This window comes from Streptomyces sp. NPDC127097, from assembly GCF_042724075.1.
Classification (GTDB): Bacteria; Actinomycetota; Actinomycetes; order Streptomycetales; family Streptomycetaceae; genus Streptomyces.
This window is the reverse complement of sequence record NZ_JBHXFI010000070.1, coordinates 1-15474: the sequence shown is the minus strand read 5'-3', so window position 1 is coordinate 15474 and position 15474 is coordinate 1. Positions and strand designations below refer to the sequence as shown.

15 protein-coding genes are annotated in these 15474 nt (G+C 71.0%); 9 read left to right on the top strand and 6 right to left on the bottom strand.

Annotated elements, in window-relative coordinates:
• Positions 1-3 precede the first annotated feature (3 nt).
• Positions 4-624: a DUF47 domain-containing protein gene (locus ACFWJW_RS33460; protein ID WP_042162406.1), complete on the bottom strand. Its 621-nt coding sequence runs from the start codon at positions 622-624 to the stop codon at positions 4-6.
• 194 nt (positions 625-818) lie between these two features.
• Between ACFWJW_RS33460 and ACFWJW_RS33455 the strand changes: the two genes are divergently transcribed.
• Positions 819-1235, top strand: coding sequence for a metal-sensitive transcriptional regulator (locus tag ACFWJW_RS33455; RefSeq protein WP_387248202.1), 417 nt, complete (start codon positions 819-821; stop codon positions 1233-1235).
• 8 nt (positions 1236-1243) lie between these two features.
• Here ACFWJW_RS33455 and ACFWJW_RS33450 read toward each other — a convergent pair whose 3' ends face one another.
• Together ACFWJW_RS33450 and ACFWJW_RS33445 are read right to left on the bottom strand one after the other, a co-directional pair.
• Entirely contained in the window at positions 1244-1462 is a 219-nt protein-coding gene (locus ACFWJW_RS33450; RefSeq protein WP_387248247.1) for a hypothetical protein, read from the bottom strand.
• Between the two features lie 145 nt (positions 1463-1607).
• The gene (locus ACFWJW_RS33445) at positions 1608-2471 is read right to left on the bottom strand and encodes a hypothetical protein (protein ID WP_387248200.1); all 864 of its coding nucleotides are present in this window, start codon (positions 2469-2471) and stop codon (positions 1608-1610) included.
• Between the two features lie 170 nt (positions 2472-2641).
• Between ACFWJW_RS33445 and ACFWJW_RS33440 the strand changes: the two genes are divergently transcribed.
• Positions 2642-2836: a hypothetical protein gene (locus ACFWJW_RS33440; RefSeq protein WP_387248198.1), complete on the top strand. Its 195-nt coding sequence runs from the start codon at positions 2642-2644 to the stop codon at positions 2834-2836.
• 248 nt (positions 2837-3084) lie between these two features.
• The gene (locus tag ACFWJW_RS33435) at positions 3085-4698 is read left to right on the top strand and encodes an FAD-binding oxidoreductase (protein ID WP_387248196.1); all 1614 of its coding nucleotides are present in this window, start codon (positions 3085-3087) and stop codon (positions 4696-4698) included.
• 118 nt (positions 4699-4816) lie between these two features.
• Here ACFWJW_RS33435 and ACFWJW_RS33430 read toward each other — a convergent pair whose 3' ends face one another.
• Positions 4817-5536: a phosphatase PAP2 family protein gene (locus ACFWJW_RS33430; protein ID WP_387248194.1), complete on the bottom strand. Its 720-nt coding sequence runs from the start codon at positions 5534-5536 to the stop codon at positions 4817-4819.
• A gap of 205 nt (positions 5537-5741) precedes the next feature.
• The gene (locus ACFWJW_RS33425) at positions 5742-6746 is read right to left on the bottom strand and encodes an NlpC/P60 family protein (protein WP_387248192.1); all 1005 of its coding nucleotides are present in this window, start codon (positions 6744-6746) and stop codon (positions 5742-5744) included.
• Positions 6747-7223: 477 nt separating this feature from the next.
• Here ACFWJW_RS33425 and ACFWJW_RS33420 point away from each other — a divergent pair, with 477 nt between their 5' ends.
• From ACFWJW_RS33420 to ACFWJW_RS33395, 6 genes are all read left to right on the top strand, one after another.
• A complete protein-coding gene (locus tag ACFWJW_RS33420; protein WP_006603970.1) occupies positions 7224-7532 on the top strand; it encodes a hypothetical protein in 309 nt (102 codons plus the stop codon).
• Positions 7533-8002: 470 nt separating this feature from the next.
• Positions 8003-8857 carry a hypothetical protein gene (locus tag ACFWJW_RS33415; protein ID WP_387248190.1) on the top strand — a complete coding sequence of 285 codons (855 nt, stop codon included), beginning with the start codon at positions 8003-8005 and terminating at the stop codon, positions 8855-8857.
• Positions 8847-10160 (top strand): hypothetical protein, encoded by a 1314-nt coding sequence (locus tag ACFWJW_RS33410; protein WP_387248188.1) that lies wholly within the window; start codon positions 8847-8849, stop codon positions 10158-10160. Before ACFWJW_RS33415 ends, ACFWJW_RS33410 begins: the two co-directional genes overlap by 11 nt.
• On the top strand, positions 10157-11719 hold the full coding sequence (locus ACFWJW_RS33405; RefSeq protein ID WP_387248186.1) for an SCO6880 family protein: 1563 nt from the start codon (positions 10157-10159) through the stop codon (positions 11717-11719). The genes ACFWJW_RS33410 and ACFWJW_RS33405 overlap by 4 nt, the downstream gene beginning before the upstream one ends.
• A 29-nt stretch (positions 11720-11748) precedes the next feature.
• Entirely contained in the window at positions 11749-13173 is a 1425-nt protein-coding gene (locus ACFWJW_RS33400) for an ATP-binding protein (RefSeq protein ID WP_387248245.1), read from the top strand.
• Positions 13170-14771, top strand: coding sequence for a type VI secretion protein (locus ACFWJW_RS33395; RefSeq protein ID WP_387248242.1), 1602 nt, complete (start codon positions 13170-13172; stop codon positions 14769-14771). The genes ACFWJW_RS33400 and ACFWJW_RS33395 overlap by 4 nt, the downstream gene beginning before the upstream one ends.
• Before the next feature lie 35 nt (positions 14772-14806).
• Here the strand turns inward: ACFWJW_RS33395 and ACFWJW_RS33390 are convergent, their stop codons facing one another.
• Positions 14807-15331 carry a GNAT family N-acetyltransferase gene (locus ACFWJW_RS33390; protein WP_387248184.1) on the bottom strand — a complete coding sequence of 175 codons (525 nt, stop codon included), beginning with the start codon at positions 15329-15331 and terminating at the stop codon, positions 14807-14809.
• Positions 15332-15474 lie beyond the last annotated feature (143 nt).

Genomic DNA, 15474 nt, shown 5'->3' with positions numbered 1-15474 from the left:
CGCTCAGGACTCCTTGACCGCGATGGTCTCGACGGTGTTGGCGACGTGCTCGAAGGCGTCCGCCGCCTCTTCCAGGATGTCCACGATCTGCTTGAGCTTGAGGACCTCGATGGCGTCGTACTTGCCGTTGAAGAGGTGCGCCAGCAGCTTGCGGTGGATCTGGTCGGCCTGGTTCTCCAGGCGGTTGACCTCGATCCAGTACTCGGTGAGGTTGGTCATGGTCCGCAGATGCGGCATGGCCTCGGCGGTCAGCTCGGCCGCCCGCGCCAGCACCTCGATCTGCTGGTCGATGCCCTTGGGCAGTTCCTCGACCTTGTAGAGGACGACCAGGTCGACCGCCTCTTCCATGAAGTCCATGATGTCGTCGAGCGACGAGGCGAGGTTGTAGATGTCCTCGCGGTCGAACGGCGTGATGAAGGAGGAGTTCAGCTGGTGGAAGATCGCGTGGGTCGCGTCATCACCCGCGTGCTCCGCCGCCCGCATTCGCTCGGCGATCTCTGCCCGTGCGGAGGCGTCCGCCCCGAGCAGTTCCATCAGGAGCTTGGAGCCTGTGACGATGTTGTCCGCGGAGGCGGCGAACATGTCGTAGAAGCTCGTCTCCCTGGGGGTCAGACGAAAGCGCACGTGAAATCCTCGGGGTACATCGGATTCGGTCGAGTTGATGCTAGGCGCATCATCCAGCCACTGCTAACCGGCATTCCTTCAGTGTCGCCCATCGTGCAGCATGCTCTGCACGGGGTACCACAGGTGCCCGCAAAGTTCGGTACCATATACCCACCAGGGGTATATGGATCGCCTAGATACCACGGGAGACGGCCATGCCGACCACGGACGCCGACACCAACGGCAGCACCGCAGCCGCCGCGGCCCCCCACCCCCCGAAGCCGGATGCCGACCCCCGAAGCGACGTTCAAACCGTGACCCATCACGCAGAGACTTCTCCGGCAGCCGGCGTGCACGGCTACGCACAGCAGAAGGACGCACACATCAAGCGACTGCGGCGGATCGAGGGGCAGATCCGCGGACTCCAGCGGATGCTCGAAGAAGATGTCTACTGCATCGACATACTCACCCAGGTCTCCGCGAGCACCAAGGGCCTCCAGTCCTTCGGCCTTCAGCTCCTGGAGGAACATCTGCGGCACTGCGTCGCCGACGCAGCCGTCAAGGGCCCCGAGGCCATCGACGCCAAGGTCCAGGAGGCCACCAAGGCCATCGAGCGGATGCTGCGCACCTGAAGGGCGCGCTAACCGGGGCAGCGTCCGGCGGTCCCGGACCCGGGCGGCACCCGGTCCGCGGGGTCGCCACCGTCCCCGTCGACCTCCAGCACCTCGTCGATACGGTCCGGGCTGAGCCGATCCTCGCTGGCGGCCGCGGCCGCGATCATCAACTCACCGGTCAGGTCGATCTCGACGAGGGCTACGTGGTCCTGGACCGTCGTAGGGCGGTGTCCGGCCACGTACAACACCTCCTCCTTCGAGCGCCTTCCCACGCCTGGGGTGGTTACCGCAAGCCTAGGGACGGGCGCACGCTCCGCGCATGGCACGGATGGACCATTTCCGCCATCCGGCAGGCGCCCCCGTCACATGCCCGGCCCACGGCGCCCGCCCTCATGGCGTGGGTGAAGCGATCTTTCCCGCGTAGATGTCCCGTTCGTCCGGCAGTTGCACCGCGACCTTCGTCCCGAAACCGGACAGTTCCGTCGTGGACGTCACCGAGGCCCCCTTCGGCGCACCGTTGGCGAAACGGAACCACTGGCGCACCTTGCGCAGCCGCCCGGCCTCGTCCAGATACGCGTCGAACGGCACCTCGCCGGTGGTGAATCCGTCACCCGCGGCGATCAGCGCGGGCGCGGTGCGCGGCGACGCCGCCGCGGCGGCCGCCCCGATGTCCGTCGTCCCGCGGTAGTGCCGCACCCGGACCCCGTCCAGCCATTCCTCGCCCTGATACGTCACCTCCCGTGCGCCGCGCAGGAGTTCGGCGGCGGCCAGCGGATCGGTCGCGCCGCCGGTGACCAGATTCCCGTCGGACAGTGAGGCGGTGGCCACCCGCACCCATTTGTCGGCCGGCACCCCGGCCCCGCGGTTCTTCATGAACAGCGCACCGGGCGCCAGGATCTCGGTGATCGGCTGATGGCCGCCGCTGGGCCGGCCCGCCGGATCGGGGAGCACGACCCGCAGCCGGCCGGTGCTGGTGGCGAAGTCGTAGCCGCCGGTGCCGCGGATGGCGACGCGGGTGCCGCCGCTCGCGGTCTCCATGGACGTGCGGACCGTGGCGGAGCCGGCCCGCACCAGGGCGTCGGCGCTGTCCCGGACCTCCGCGGCGGCGGGGGCGGCCCGCCCGGCCGGCTCCTGGTCGTCGGCCGCGGCGCCGTCCTGGGAACAGCCCGAGGTCAGCAGCCCGACCGCCAGACCCGTCCCGCACGCCATGGCCACGGCGACCGTGCCGCCGCCTCGCCTGTCCTGCACCACCATCGCGTACGAGCCCCCTCGGCCGCTGTCTTCGGGAACGGCCTGGGCCGGCCGGTCCGCTCGGGAGGGTCGGACGTTCCGCCGCCGCGCCTGACGTTTCACCGACCGTTCCGTTCAACGACCGCCGAGGGGGCTCGTCACGCAAGGACACCTGGGGCGCGTAGCGTGGCCGGGTGCCCCACCGAGCCCCTCACGCGACCTCCACCACCGAACGCGGCGCCTTCTGCACGGCCCGCTGTGACTGCGGCTGGCGGGGACCGGCCCGGCGCGCCCGCTCCCAGGCACGTACGGACGCGCAGCGCCATCTGGCCGAGGTCGCGCCCGGATCCGGCCACGACGGCGACGGATCCGGGCGCCCGCTGGAATGAGGAAGTCCGTTCCGGGAACCCCACACGCCCCTGCCGCATCTGCGTAGTCAGGGAAGCAACGGCACCGCGCCGCCAACGGACTTCACGGACAGCACCGGACAGCGCGGGCATCACCGGACACCGCGCAACGCGGGGCAGCGCATTGCCGCGACGGTCCGGTGCGGATTCCCCGGCAGCGCCCCGTGACCACTGGCCGGTCCACCGGCAGGCGGGGCGGGACCGTACGACATCGAGGGGGATTCATCCCAGTGAAGCGGCGCACACTCCTTCAGACCGGCGGCGGACTGGCGGCGACCGCGGTCGCCCTGGCCACCGGCTGCGACAACAAGACCGGCACGGCGGGCGCGGCGTCCTCCGCCACGGAGGCCGCGGCCGGCGCGGGCGCCACCAGGACCAACGCGGCGGCCGCCGCCGGGGGCGCCGCCAAGGGCCGGGCCTCCCAGTCGTCCTGGACCGCGCTGCGCAAGAGCCTGGACGGCAAGCTGGTGCAGGCCACCGACAGCGCCTACGCGACCGCCCGGCGGCTCTACAACACCCGCTACGACACGCTGAAGCCGTCGGCCATCGCCTATGTCAAGCATCCGGCGGACATCGCCGAATGCCTCTCCTTCGCGCGGCGCTACGACACCCCGGTCGCCATCCGCAGCGGCGGCCACTCCTACGCGGGCTGGTCCAGCGGCAACAACAAGCTCATCATCGACGTCTCCGCCCTGTCCAAGGTCGGCGCGCCGTCCGGCGGCATCACCCGCATCGGCGCCGGCGCCAAGCTCATCGACGTCTACGAGGGCCTCGGAGCGCACGGCGTGACGATACCCGGGGGCTCCTGCCCCACCGTCGGCATATCCGGCCTCACCCTCGGCGGCGGCCATGGCGTGGTCTCCCGTGCGTACGGTCTGACCTGCGACAGCCTCGTCGGCGCCACGCTGGTCACCGCGGACGGCAAGACCGTCGACTGCGACAAGAAGCAGCACGCCGACCTCTTCTGGGCGCTGCGCGGCGCCGGCAACGGCAACTTCGGCGTGGTCACCGAGCTCCGCTTCCGTACGCATCCGGCGCCGCGCGCGGTCATGGCGTATCTGACCTGGCCGTGGTCGAAGGCGGCGAAGGTGGTCGCCTCCTGGCAGAAGTGGGGGCCGGTGCAGGCCGACGAGATCTGGTCCGCCTGCCATCTCGACGCACACCCCGGCGGCACCCCGTCCGTCTCCGTCGCGGCCTTCTCGCTGGGCAGTTACAGCGAGCTGAAGAACGCCCTGGACAAGCTCGCCGACCAGCCGGGCGGCCCCGGCCCCGCCAAGAGCGTGCATCTCACGCCGACCGGCTACCTGGACGCGATGGAGTCCTACGCGGGCTGCTCCTCCAAGTCCACCGCCCAGTGCCACGCGCCGGGTTCGCTGCCCGGCCAGACCGGTGCCGGCCAGCTGGGCCGGGAGACCTACGCCGCCCGCTCGCACTTCTTCGACCGCTCGCTGTCCGCGGCCGGCATCCGCACGCTGATGGACCAGATCGAGGCGGGCGGCCGCAAGGGCGTCGCCGGGAACGTGGCGCTGACGGCGCTGGGCGGCGCGATCAACCGCGTCAAGAGCTCCGACACCGCCTTCGTCCACCGCGGCTCGCGGTTCCTCGCCCAGTACCTGACGTCCTGGCCGGCGAACGGTTCGCCCGGCTCCCGCACAGCGTGGCTGAATTCCTTCCACGACGCGATGCGCCGTCACTCCTCGGGCGCCGCCTACCAGAACTACACCGACCCCGGCCTGAGCAACTGGAAGTCGGCCTACTACGGCGGCGCCGCCACCCGGCTCGCCGAGGTCAAGCGGACCTACGACCCGCAGCGGCTGTTCAGCACCTTCCCGCAGGCGCTCTGAGCGCCCCCGGACACACGGACGGCCCGGCCCCCGCGAGGGGCCGGGCCGTCCGCATCCGCCAGGTCTTGTGTCCCATGGGCGCGGCCCGCCGGTTCACCGGAACCGCCGGGCCGTGCCCTCAGGCCGCCAGGTCCTTGTCCCGCTCCTTGTGTCCGCCCCGCACCGCCGAGCCCGTGGCCACCACCCGGCTGCCCTCGCCGTCCTGCCCCGCGCCCGCACCGGCGCCCGGCGCGCACACCAGCCATGCCAGCTTCGACCCGGCGATCGCCGTCGTCACCGGCACCAGCAGGGCCTGTGCGAGCGGCGCGAGCAGCAGCGCCACGGCGGTGCCCAGGGCGAAGCCGCCGACCACGTCGGTCGGGTAGTGCACGCCCATGTAGACGCGGCAGAAGCCCTCGGCGAGCGCCAGCAGAATGCCGATCAGGCCGAACTTCCGGTGGGCGATGAACAGCCCGACACCGACCGCCATGGTGAGCGTCGCGTGGTCGCTCACGAACGAGAAGTCGCTCTTGCCGGGGATCAGTACTTCCAGTCCGGCGTGTTCCTTGAACGGCCGCGGCCGTTCGACGAACGACCGGATCGGGATATTGGCCAGCAGGGCGATGCCCGCGGCCAGCGGCGCCCAGACCAGGCCCGCGACGGCGGCCGGCGCGCCCGGATTGCGGCGCGCGGACCACCAGGCGATCAGACACAGCACGGCGAGGCCGGCGATGATGCCGTACTCACCGATGTACTCCATGGCCTTGTTGACCCAGTGGGGGGCGTCCTTCGCGAGGCCGTTGATGCCGTCGAGCACGTCGACGTCGGGGTTCGGCCCCTCGAGTGCGAGTCCAGCCATCTACCGCGGCCCCTTATCTTTCGCGCGCGCGAGCGCCTTCGTGTGCTGCCTGCCCCCGTGGTCGTCGAGCGTGTGCCGTGTCAAGCGCGCTTACGTCCCCACGCCAAGGAAACGCGATGCCCGCCCCTGGCGTTCCAACCTCCACCGGATGATCACCAGGACGTTATCGAAGCTTGACTCATCACCGCAGTTCAGGGCCCTATGTTCACGCAGCGTTCGTACCGGGCAGCGCTTTTGCGCCATCCGACGTGACGCGGGTCGCACCGATGTAATCCGGCGTATCGATCTTGTCGAACCGGATCCTGGCCCCGGTGTACGGCGCGTTGATCATGTACCCGCCTCCCACATAGATGCCCACATGGTGGATGGACCGCGGGTCCTTCAGGTCGTAGGCGAAGAACACCAGATCACCCGGGAGCAGCTCATTCCGCTTCGGGTGCGGGCCGGCGTTCCACTGGTCGTTCGCCACCCGGGGCAGCTCGATGCCCACGGAGTGATACGCCGCCTGGGACAGCCCGGAACAGTCGAACCGGCCGCCCTGCGCGGCGGTTCCCGTGCCGCCCCACAGATAGCGCGTACCGAGCTTCTGCTGGGCGAAGTAGATCGCGCCCGCGGCCTGCCGGGACGGTTCCACCCGCTGCGCCGGCGCCTCGAAGCTCTTCGCCAGCGTCGTGATCGTCTTCACATAGTTGCGGGTCTCGCTGTACGGCGGGACCCCGTTGTACTGGATGACGCGATAGGCCCCGGCGTTGTACGCGGCGAGCATGTTGTGCGTGGCATTGCCCGGCGCGCGCTTCACATAGCTCGCCAGCTCGCAGTCGTACGAGGCCGCCGACGGAATCGCGTCCTCCGGGTCCCAGACGTCCTTCTTGCCGTCGCCGTTCCCGTCGACGCCATGGGTCTGCCAGGTCCCCGGGATGAACTGCGCCATGCCCTGTGCGGCCGCCGGGCTCTGCGCCCTGGGGTTCCACCCGCTCTCCTGATAGAGCTGCGCCGCCAGCAGTGCGGGACTTATCGCCGGGCAGAGCGTCCCCCACTTCTGCACCAGCTGCTGATACTCGGCGGGCACCGCCCCCTTCGCCAGCCCGAGCGCCCGCCCGCCGGCCCCGGCCAGCCCGGCCGCCGCCATGTACGTACCGATCACAAGCAGCCCGAGCAGGCAGAGCACCAGCCCCGCCCCGAGCCCTCCGGCCACCCAGAATTTCCGCACCCCCCAACCCTCCCCCATTCAGCCCCGGTTCACTGCCTTTTTCCGGCCGCTCCCGCGCGCGCCGCCGCCCCGGGTGCCGCACGACGGCGCATGACGCGGCGCACGCGGCGCTCCGGCCGGGGTACGGCCGCACGTACGGCGACGCCCCGTACACCGCCGGACGGGCGACGCCGCGTCAGAACCCCGGCAGGACCGTAACCATGGACCCGAACGGGCTACAAACGACCCGGCGCGCCGGACCGGCCACCGGTGCTCCCGATGATCATTGCCCAGGGTTATCCCCCGTGATACACACGGTGAGACCGGTCGGTTCAATGGAGGGCGTGCGCCCACGAAGACACGCCACCCGCACGGGATCCTTCAAAGAAAGCCGCCAAGTCGACAGCTGACGGCCCATTTGTCAGCGAAGATAGAGACTGACCTGTGCCGCGCCGGCACGGGGACACAACTACCCATCAAGGGGCGGTGAGTTCACACATGTTCATTGCGGCCGAAAAAGGCGACATCACCACCATCATCGGCGGAATCGCCCCGGACTGGGGGCCGTTCGGGAGCCTGGGCAACGAGGCCCGCGTGATGATCGAAGTGGTCATGGCGGTGGCGATCCTGCTGTGCCTCGGCATCGCGATCTGGGGCGCCGCCAAACAGCGCATCGGCGCCACCGCGCTGCGCGACACCTTCAGCGCCGAACAGGGCAAGGGCCTGATCGTGGCCGGCCTGACCGGAGTCTTCATCATCGGCTCCCTCGGGACGCTCTTCACCATCGTCTACGGCATGGCGGTCTAGGCCACACCCCGGCCCCACCGTCGCCCGTATGGCGCGCCTCCGGCACCCGTCCGTCCCCGCATCGCCCCCGTGCGCCCCCGCCCACCATCTCTCCGCCGCCCCGTGCCCCCACTCGCTCCCACCGGCCCCACCTCTCCTGCCGAGGCCCCATGCTGACGCCTGCTCACGCCGGCCCGACGGCACCGCAGCTCGCCCTCCTCACCCCCGCCACCAGCGGACCGATTGGGCCGAGCGCTGCGCGGGGACAGGTGGATCCGGGGGCAAGAAGGCGACCGGCGACCGCGGAGCAGACGATGCGCACAAATAACCCAGAGTCCCCCATTCGCCTCTGCCGTACCGCATCTGAGGACCCGTCACGGTGAGATGTACTCGTACCGCCGCACCCGAGCCGCCGCCCGCGCGGCTACGGTCATATGAGGGCGGCACAACACAGCACGCACGGCGACGGCGGCAGAGGGGGCACAGGCGCGATGAGTCTCAGTGACGACGGCGGCTACGGCGGCGACAGCCACCGCGGTCCGGGGACGGGCCAGACCCGGACCAGACTTCCCGACAACGACGGCGACATCTACGGCCCGGGACGGCGCTCCCGGACCGGCCTGTCCAGCCGCAACCTCGTCACGATCGTCGGCGTGATCGTCCTGCTGCTCGCGGCCATCGCCTTCGCCAACCGCGGCGGCAGCGGCAACAGCGAAACCACCGCCAACGACTCCCCCAAGGACCCCGGCCACACCCAGCCCACCGCCCCCACCGGCACCAAAGCCGTCGACGGCAAGACCGGCGGCATCGCGTCGGGGTTCGCCAAGACGGAGCAGGGGGCGCAGTCGGCGGCGGCGAATTACGTGGTCGCGCTCTCCAGCAGCGCCATGTACAAGTCCGGCGAGCGGGACGCGATCGTCGACGCCGTCTACACCTCCTCCGCGGCCGCGGCCCGCAAGGAAAGCCTCCGCAAGGTCTACACGGACCCCAAGTTCCTCGGCCGGGTCGGCCTCAAGGCGGACGGCAGCACGCCCGGCGGAATGACCTTCGTGTCGCGGGCGAACCCGGTCGGCACGAAGACCGAAAAGTTCGAGGGCACCACCGCTACCGTCGCGGTCTGGTACTCCACCCTGTTCGGCCTCGCCGGCACGGGCTCCCAGAACCCGGTCGCGGAGAGCTGGTACACGTCCACGATGCAGTTGCAGTGGGTCAACGGCGACTGGAAGGTCGCCGGCTTCACACAGAAGGCCGGGCCGGCCCCGATCGGCGGCGATCAGGCCGCTGCGACGGCCAAGGACATGTCCAAGGCCGTCCAAGGGTTCGGAGGGTTCACTTATGCGAGGTAACAACCGACGCCGTGCCCTCACCGTCGCCTCGGCGCTGACGGGTCTCCAGGCCACCCTGGTGGTCCTTTCGGCCCGCGCGTTCGCGGCGCCCTCTCCCAAGCCGACCGAGGGCGCCTGCGATCTGCTCACGGACAAGGCCAAGGAACTCTGTGAAAAGCGGGGCGGCGGCAGCGGCAGCACGCCCGATCCGGGAGGCGGCGGCCTCACGGACAACAACCCCCTCGACCCCCTCGAATCCCTGGCCAAAGGCTGTGCCAAAGCCGCCGCCTGGATCGTCACGAAGCTGTCGGAGGCGGTGAAGGCCACCTCCCAGGTGGACTTCACCAACGCCGCGTTCCTGCGTCAGTACGCCGTCGTCTTCGCCGCCTCCACCGTGCTCACCCTCGTCCTGTGGCTGCTGGCCGTCGCCAAGCGCGCGGTGCGCGGGGTGCGGCTGACGGAGGCGATCAGTGAAGCGGTCGGGTTCCTCTGGCTGACCGTGCTCGCCTCCGCCTTCACCCCGCTGATCCTCTACACCATCGTCTCGGCGACCGACGGGGTCACCGAGATCATCGCGAAGGGGACGGGGGCGCAGACCGACACCTTCTTCGGGGCCTTCTCCCAGGCGCTCACGAAGGGCACGGACATCGGCGGCGGCCCGATCATGCTGATCGTGGTGTCCCTGGTCTCGGTGCTCGCCGCCGGTGTGCTGTGGCTGGAGCTGGTGATCCGGGCCGCGCTGCTGTACGTCGGGGCGCTGCTCGGCACGGTGGTCTACGCCGGGCTGGTCGACAAGAACATGTGGGGGCATGTGCGGCGCTGGGCGGGCATCATGATCGCGGTGATCCTGGTGAAGCCGGTCATCGTGATCGTGCTCGGCGTCGCCGGTGCGCTCTCCCACGACAAGGGCCCGAACGCCTTCTCCGCGGTCGTCTCCGGCCTCTCGATCATCGTCCTCGCCATCTTCGCCAGCGCGGTGATCTACCGCTTCGTCCCCGGCTTCGGCGACGAGATGGTCTCGGCCCGTACGAACAAGGGCCGGGCCACCGACGGCAGCCAGGCCGCCGCGATGATCTCCTCGCCCGCCGCGCTGGTCTCCCAGGGCATCAAGACCCACAGCTCCCGCAGCTCCGGCGGAGACGGCGGGCAGGCGCAGGGCGGCCAGTCCCGGCCGGCCGACGCGGTGGCCGGCGGCGTCGCCGCGCACAGCTCCCGTGGCGGCCGCGCCCCGGCCCCCGCCACCCCCGCTCCCCGTACGAACCCGAACCCCGGCCCGGGCAGCAGTTCCCGCTCCGGCAAGACCGCAGGAGGTGAGGGGCGTTGAGTACGCAGTCCCACCCGATCGCCCCGCGCCGCACGTATCTGATCGGCCGCGCCCGGCCCAACGCGATCGTCGGCAAGAACCGCGAGACCGGTGAGATCGCGCTGATCATCGCCGGCGCGTTCCTCGGCATGATGTGCGGCCTGCTGGTGCCCATGCTGCCGCTGCGGATCGTGTCCCTGACCGGCTTTCCGTTGCTGGGGATCGCCCTCGTCTACGTCCCGTACAAGGGCCGCACGTTCTACAAGTGGTTCGAGATCCGGCGCAGCTTCCGCCGTACGGTCCGCCGCGGCGCCACCTACCGCTCCGGCGCCGCCGAGGCGGGCGTCCGGCTGGACGGCCGGGAGGTCGAGATCGGCCCGCCGCCCGGCATCGGCCGGATCAACTGGCTGTCCGCCCCGTTCGGCCCGGACGAGATCGCGGTGCTGCTGCACGCCGACCGCAAGACGGTGACGGCGGCCATCGAGATCGAGGGCCCGGGTGTCGGCCTGCGGGACAGTGAGGACCAGGAGGCACTGGTCGACCGTTTCGGGACGCTGCTCAAGCACGTCGCCAACGGGGACGGCTTTGTGACCCGGCTCCAGATGCTGGCGCGGACGCTGCCCGCCGACCCGGACGCACACGCCAAGGACGTCGCCCAGCGCGGCGACAGGAGCTCCCCCGACTGGCTCCAGGACTCCTACGACCAGCTCCAGTCGATGGTCTCCACCTCCTCGGAGCAACACCGCGCCTACCTCGTCGCCTGTATGCACTACACCCGCGAGCTGGCCACCGAAGCACAGACCATGGCCCGCGCCGCGCGGATGCACCAGGGCGGGCTGCTGCGCAAGAAGCTGGACCGGGACGCCGGTCTCGCCGTGGTCATGGCCCGTGAGCTCACCGATATCTGCGCCCGGCTCGCCGAGGCCGACATCCGGGTGCGCCAGCCGCTCGGCCAGGCCCGGCTCGCCTCCCTCGTGCACTCCATGTACGACCCGGACCACCCCATCGACCACATCCAGGCGATGAGCAAGCGCAACGCCTGGCCGGCCGAGCTGGACGCGATGGAGCCGACGTATCTCCAGGCCAAGACGCGTGAGTCGACGACCCGCGCGCCGTGGTGCCATGCCACCGCCTGGGTCAAGGAGTGGCCGCTGACCCCGGTGGGCGTCAACTTCCTCGCGCCCCTCCTGGTGCACACCCCGGATGTGATCCGTACGGTCGCGGTCTGCATGGACCTGGAACCCACCGAGATCGCCATCGAGCGGATGCTGACGGAGAAGACGAACGACGACGCCGAGGCCAGCCGCGCCGCGAAGATGAACCGCGTCGTCGACCCGCGGGACGTCGCCCACCACGGCCGCGTCGACCAGCGCGGCGAGGACCTGGCGTCCGGCGCGGCCGGCGTCAACCTCGTCGGCTACCTCACGGTCTCCTCCCGCTCGCCCGAGGCGCTCGCCCGCGACAAGCGCACCATCCGTGCGTCGGCCGGCAAGTCCTACCTGAAGCTGGAGTGGTGCGATCGCGAGCACCACCGGGCGTTCGTCAACACCCTGCCGTTCGCGACCGGGATCCGCCGCTAAAGCCGCTGGGAGGCGCGTACGTCATGGCCATGCTCGATCCGATCGGAGCGCTCACCGAGGCGTTCACCAGCTTCCTGTTCGGGAAGGTGGAGACCACCCGGCTGCCCGTACGCACCTCCACCGGCCAGGCCCAGGCGGTCTACCTGCCCACCGCGGCCCCCGGTCTCGGCGACTCCGGCGTGATCATCGGCCGTGAGGTCTACAGCGGCAAGGGCTACATCTACGACCCCTTCCAGCTCTACGGTCAGCAGCTGCCGGCCCCGCACTGGCTGGTCCTCGGCGAGTCCGGCAACGGCAAGTCCGCGCTGGAGAAGACCTACGTCCTGCGGCAGTTGAGGTTCCGCGACCGCCAGGTCGTGGTGCTGGACGCGCAGGGCGAGGACGGCGTCGGCGAGTGGAACCTCATCGCCCAGGAGCTGGGGATAACCCCCATCCGCCTGGACCCGACCGCCGCCCTCAACGGCGGCATCCGCCTCAACCCCCTCGACCCGTCGATCACCGCCACCGGCCAGCTGGCCCTGCTGCGCACCATCATCGAGGTCGCGATGGGCCACGGCCTGGACGAACGCTCAGGCTTCGCCCTCAAGGTCGCGCACGCCTACGTGACCGACACCATCACCCACCGGCAGCCCGTCCTGACCGACATCGTCGAGCAGCTGCGGCACCCGGAGGCGGAGTCGGCGGAGGCGATGAATGTCGACATAGACGACGTCCGGGCCTGGGGCCTGGACGTGGCGCTGGTGCTCGACCGGCTCGTCGACGGTGACCTGCGCGGCATGTTCGACGGACCGACCACGGCGGGCATCGACCTCGACGCACCGCTGATCGTCTTCGACCTGTCGCACATCGACCGCAACTCCATCGCGATGCCGATCCTGATGGCGATCGTCGGCGTCTGGCTGGAGCACACCTGGATCCGCCCCGACCGCAAGAAGCGCATCTTCCTGGTGGAAGAGGCATGGCACATCATCAACTCCCCGTTCGTGGCGCAGCTCTTCCAGCGGCTGCTGAAGTTCGGCCGCCGGCTCGGCCTGTCCTTCGTGGCCGTCGTCCACCACCTCAGCGACGTGGTCGACGGCGCCGCCGCCCGGGAGGCCGCGGCGATCCTCAAGATGGCCTCGACCCGCACCATCTACGCCCAGAAGGCCGACGAGGCACGCGCCACCGGCCGGGTGCTCGGCCTGCCACGGTGGGCCGTAGAGATCATCCCGACCCTCACCCCCGGCATCGCGGTCTGGGACGTCAACGGCAATGTCCAGGTCGTCAAACACCTCATCACCGAGGCCGAACGCCCGCTGGTCTTCACCGACCGGGCGATGACCGAGGCGTCCGCGATGCCGACGGACGAGGCACGCGCCATCCAGGAGGCGGCGGACGCCGAGGCCGAGGCGCGCGCCGAGGCCATGGCGATGGAGCGGCAGTGGAGAGACGAGTCGAGCGAGACGGTGGCGTGACCCGCGGATACGACGACGAACGAGGCGCCGCCCGGCCCCGGGGGCGCGGCGTCCCCGACTCCCTGCTCGTCGGGCTGCTCGCCTTCCTGCTGGGCCTGACGGTCCTGGTGTGGACGGCGACCGGACTGGCCGGCCTGTTCGCACACGGCACCTGGCCCGCCGGCGTCACCTACTCCGGTACGCCGATGGCGCTGCGTCATCTGGTCTCCGCACCGCACGACATGGCCGCCGCCTGGCCCGACACCCCCAAGAGCCAGCTCTCCGGCTACGGCCTCTTCTGGGGCATCCTCATCGGCGAGCTGATGGTGCTGCTGGTCCTGGTGATCTTCACACTGGGGACGGTCGCCCGCTACCGCGCCGTACGGACGGCCCGCCGGGCGAAGGCCCGGGAGGCGCGGGAAGCCCGTCCGACGGACCATGAGGCACGGGCGGCGGAACGGGCTGCGGAACGGGCCGCGCAGGAGGCCAGGGAGGCCCGAGCGGCCCGGGAAGCCGTACGGGAAACCGTCCCCGCCGCCCCGGAGCCCACAGCCCCCAGCGAGGACGCCCCGGCCACCCCGGCCGTCCTCACCCCGCCGCCCCTCGACCCCGTCGCCGCCGGCCCCGTCCCGGAACAGCGCACCGCGCCCCCGCTCACCCCTGCCGCCGGCGCCCCTACCGAACCCACCCTCCCCCGCGTCCAGTTCACCACCGACCGGGCCGCCGCCCGCGCGGCCTCCGTCGCCGCCGCGGCCGCCGCCCCGGGCCCGCTGATCGTCGCCACGACGGACCCCGCTGTCTGGGCCGAGACCAAGGACGCCCGCGCCAAACTCGGCCCGCTGCTGACCTACGACCCGACGCACCACCTCGACACCCCGGCCCGCCTGCGCTGGTCCCCCACCTCCGGCTGTACGGACCTCGCCACCGCCACCGCCCGTGCCACGGCCCTGCTGGCCCCCGTACGCCCGCCCGGCGCGCTGGACTCGGCGGTCGCGGACGCCGCCCAGACCCTGCTGCGCTGCTGGCTGCACGCCGCCGCGGTGGACGGCCGCCCGTTCCGCCAGCTGCACCGCTGGGCACACGCCACCGGCGCCGCCCAGGAACCCGTCCGCATCCTGCGCACCAGCCCCAAGGCGTCGGCCGGCCAGGCCGGCGAGCTGGAGTCGGTGCTCACGGCACACCCCGAACGCCGGGAAGCCGCCCAGGCGTTGATCGGCCGGGCGCTGACCGCCCTCTCCTCGATCCACATCCGGGACGCCTGCACCCCGCTTCGAGCAGATTCGGTTCTCCTCGAATCATTTCTCGATGAAGGGGGAACGCTTTACGTGGTAGGCGAGCCCATCGAGGATCCGCGTACCGACCCGGGTGCGATGCCGCTGCTCACCGCACTCCTCTCAAGCGTGGTCGAGCACGGCCGCCGCATGGCCGAACGGTCATCTGACGGTCGGCTCGACCCACCACTCACCCTCGTCCTGGATGACATCGCGGCCCTCGCCCCGCTGCCCGCCCTCCCCGGCCTCCTCGACACCGGCCGTGCCCGCGGCCTGCTGACCCTGGCCACCATGCGCTCCCAGGAACAGGCCCGCGCCCGCTGGCCCCACCACTCCCTACGGACCTGACCCAGGCCCGAGAACCCGCGCCGGCCCGCCACGCACTACCCCCGCAGCAGCGCCATCTCCCGCTCGCTCGCCGCGGGATCCTTCGGATCGGCCATGGTCCGCCCGGTCGCCTCGAACCCCAGCCCTCGGTAGAACGCCTCGGCCCGCCCGTTCTCCTCGTGCACCCACAGCCGTACGCGTTCGACCACCGGCTCGGCACGGCTCCACGACCACGCGATCGCCGCCCGCAGCAACTCCCCCGCCAGCCCCGTCCCCCGGTGCTCCGGCCGCACATACACCCCGACCACATGCGTCTGCGGCGCCTCCTCGTCCGTCTCGACGAGAGCCACCACCATGCCGCCCCAACCCCCGTCCGCGGCCTCCCCGATGAACGTCACCACCGAGTGCCCCTCAGCACTCCGCGCCGCCCGCTCCCGCCAGAGCTCCTCCGGCCTGCCCACGGCCTCCTCGAAGGTCTCGTTGAACGCCACCCGGGCCACCGGATCGGCCAGCGCCGCCAGCCGCAGCTCCTTCAGCCGTTCCCACTCGCCCGCCTGCACCGGCCTGATCACATATCCCATACCGCCCAGCATCCCAGCGCCCCTGCCGAACAGCAGGCCCTTTTCTTCCCGGAAACGCGAAAAAGCCCCCCGGGAACTTTCGTTCCCGAGGGGCTTCCTCTAAAAATTGTTCGGCGGCGTCCTACTCTCCCACAGGGTCCCCC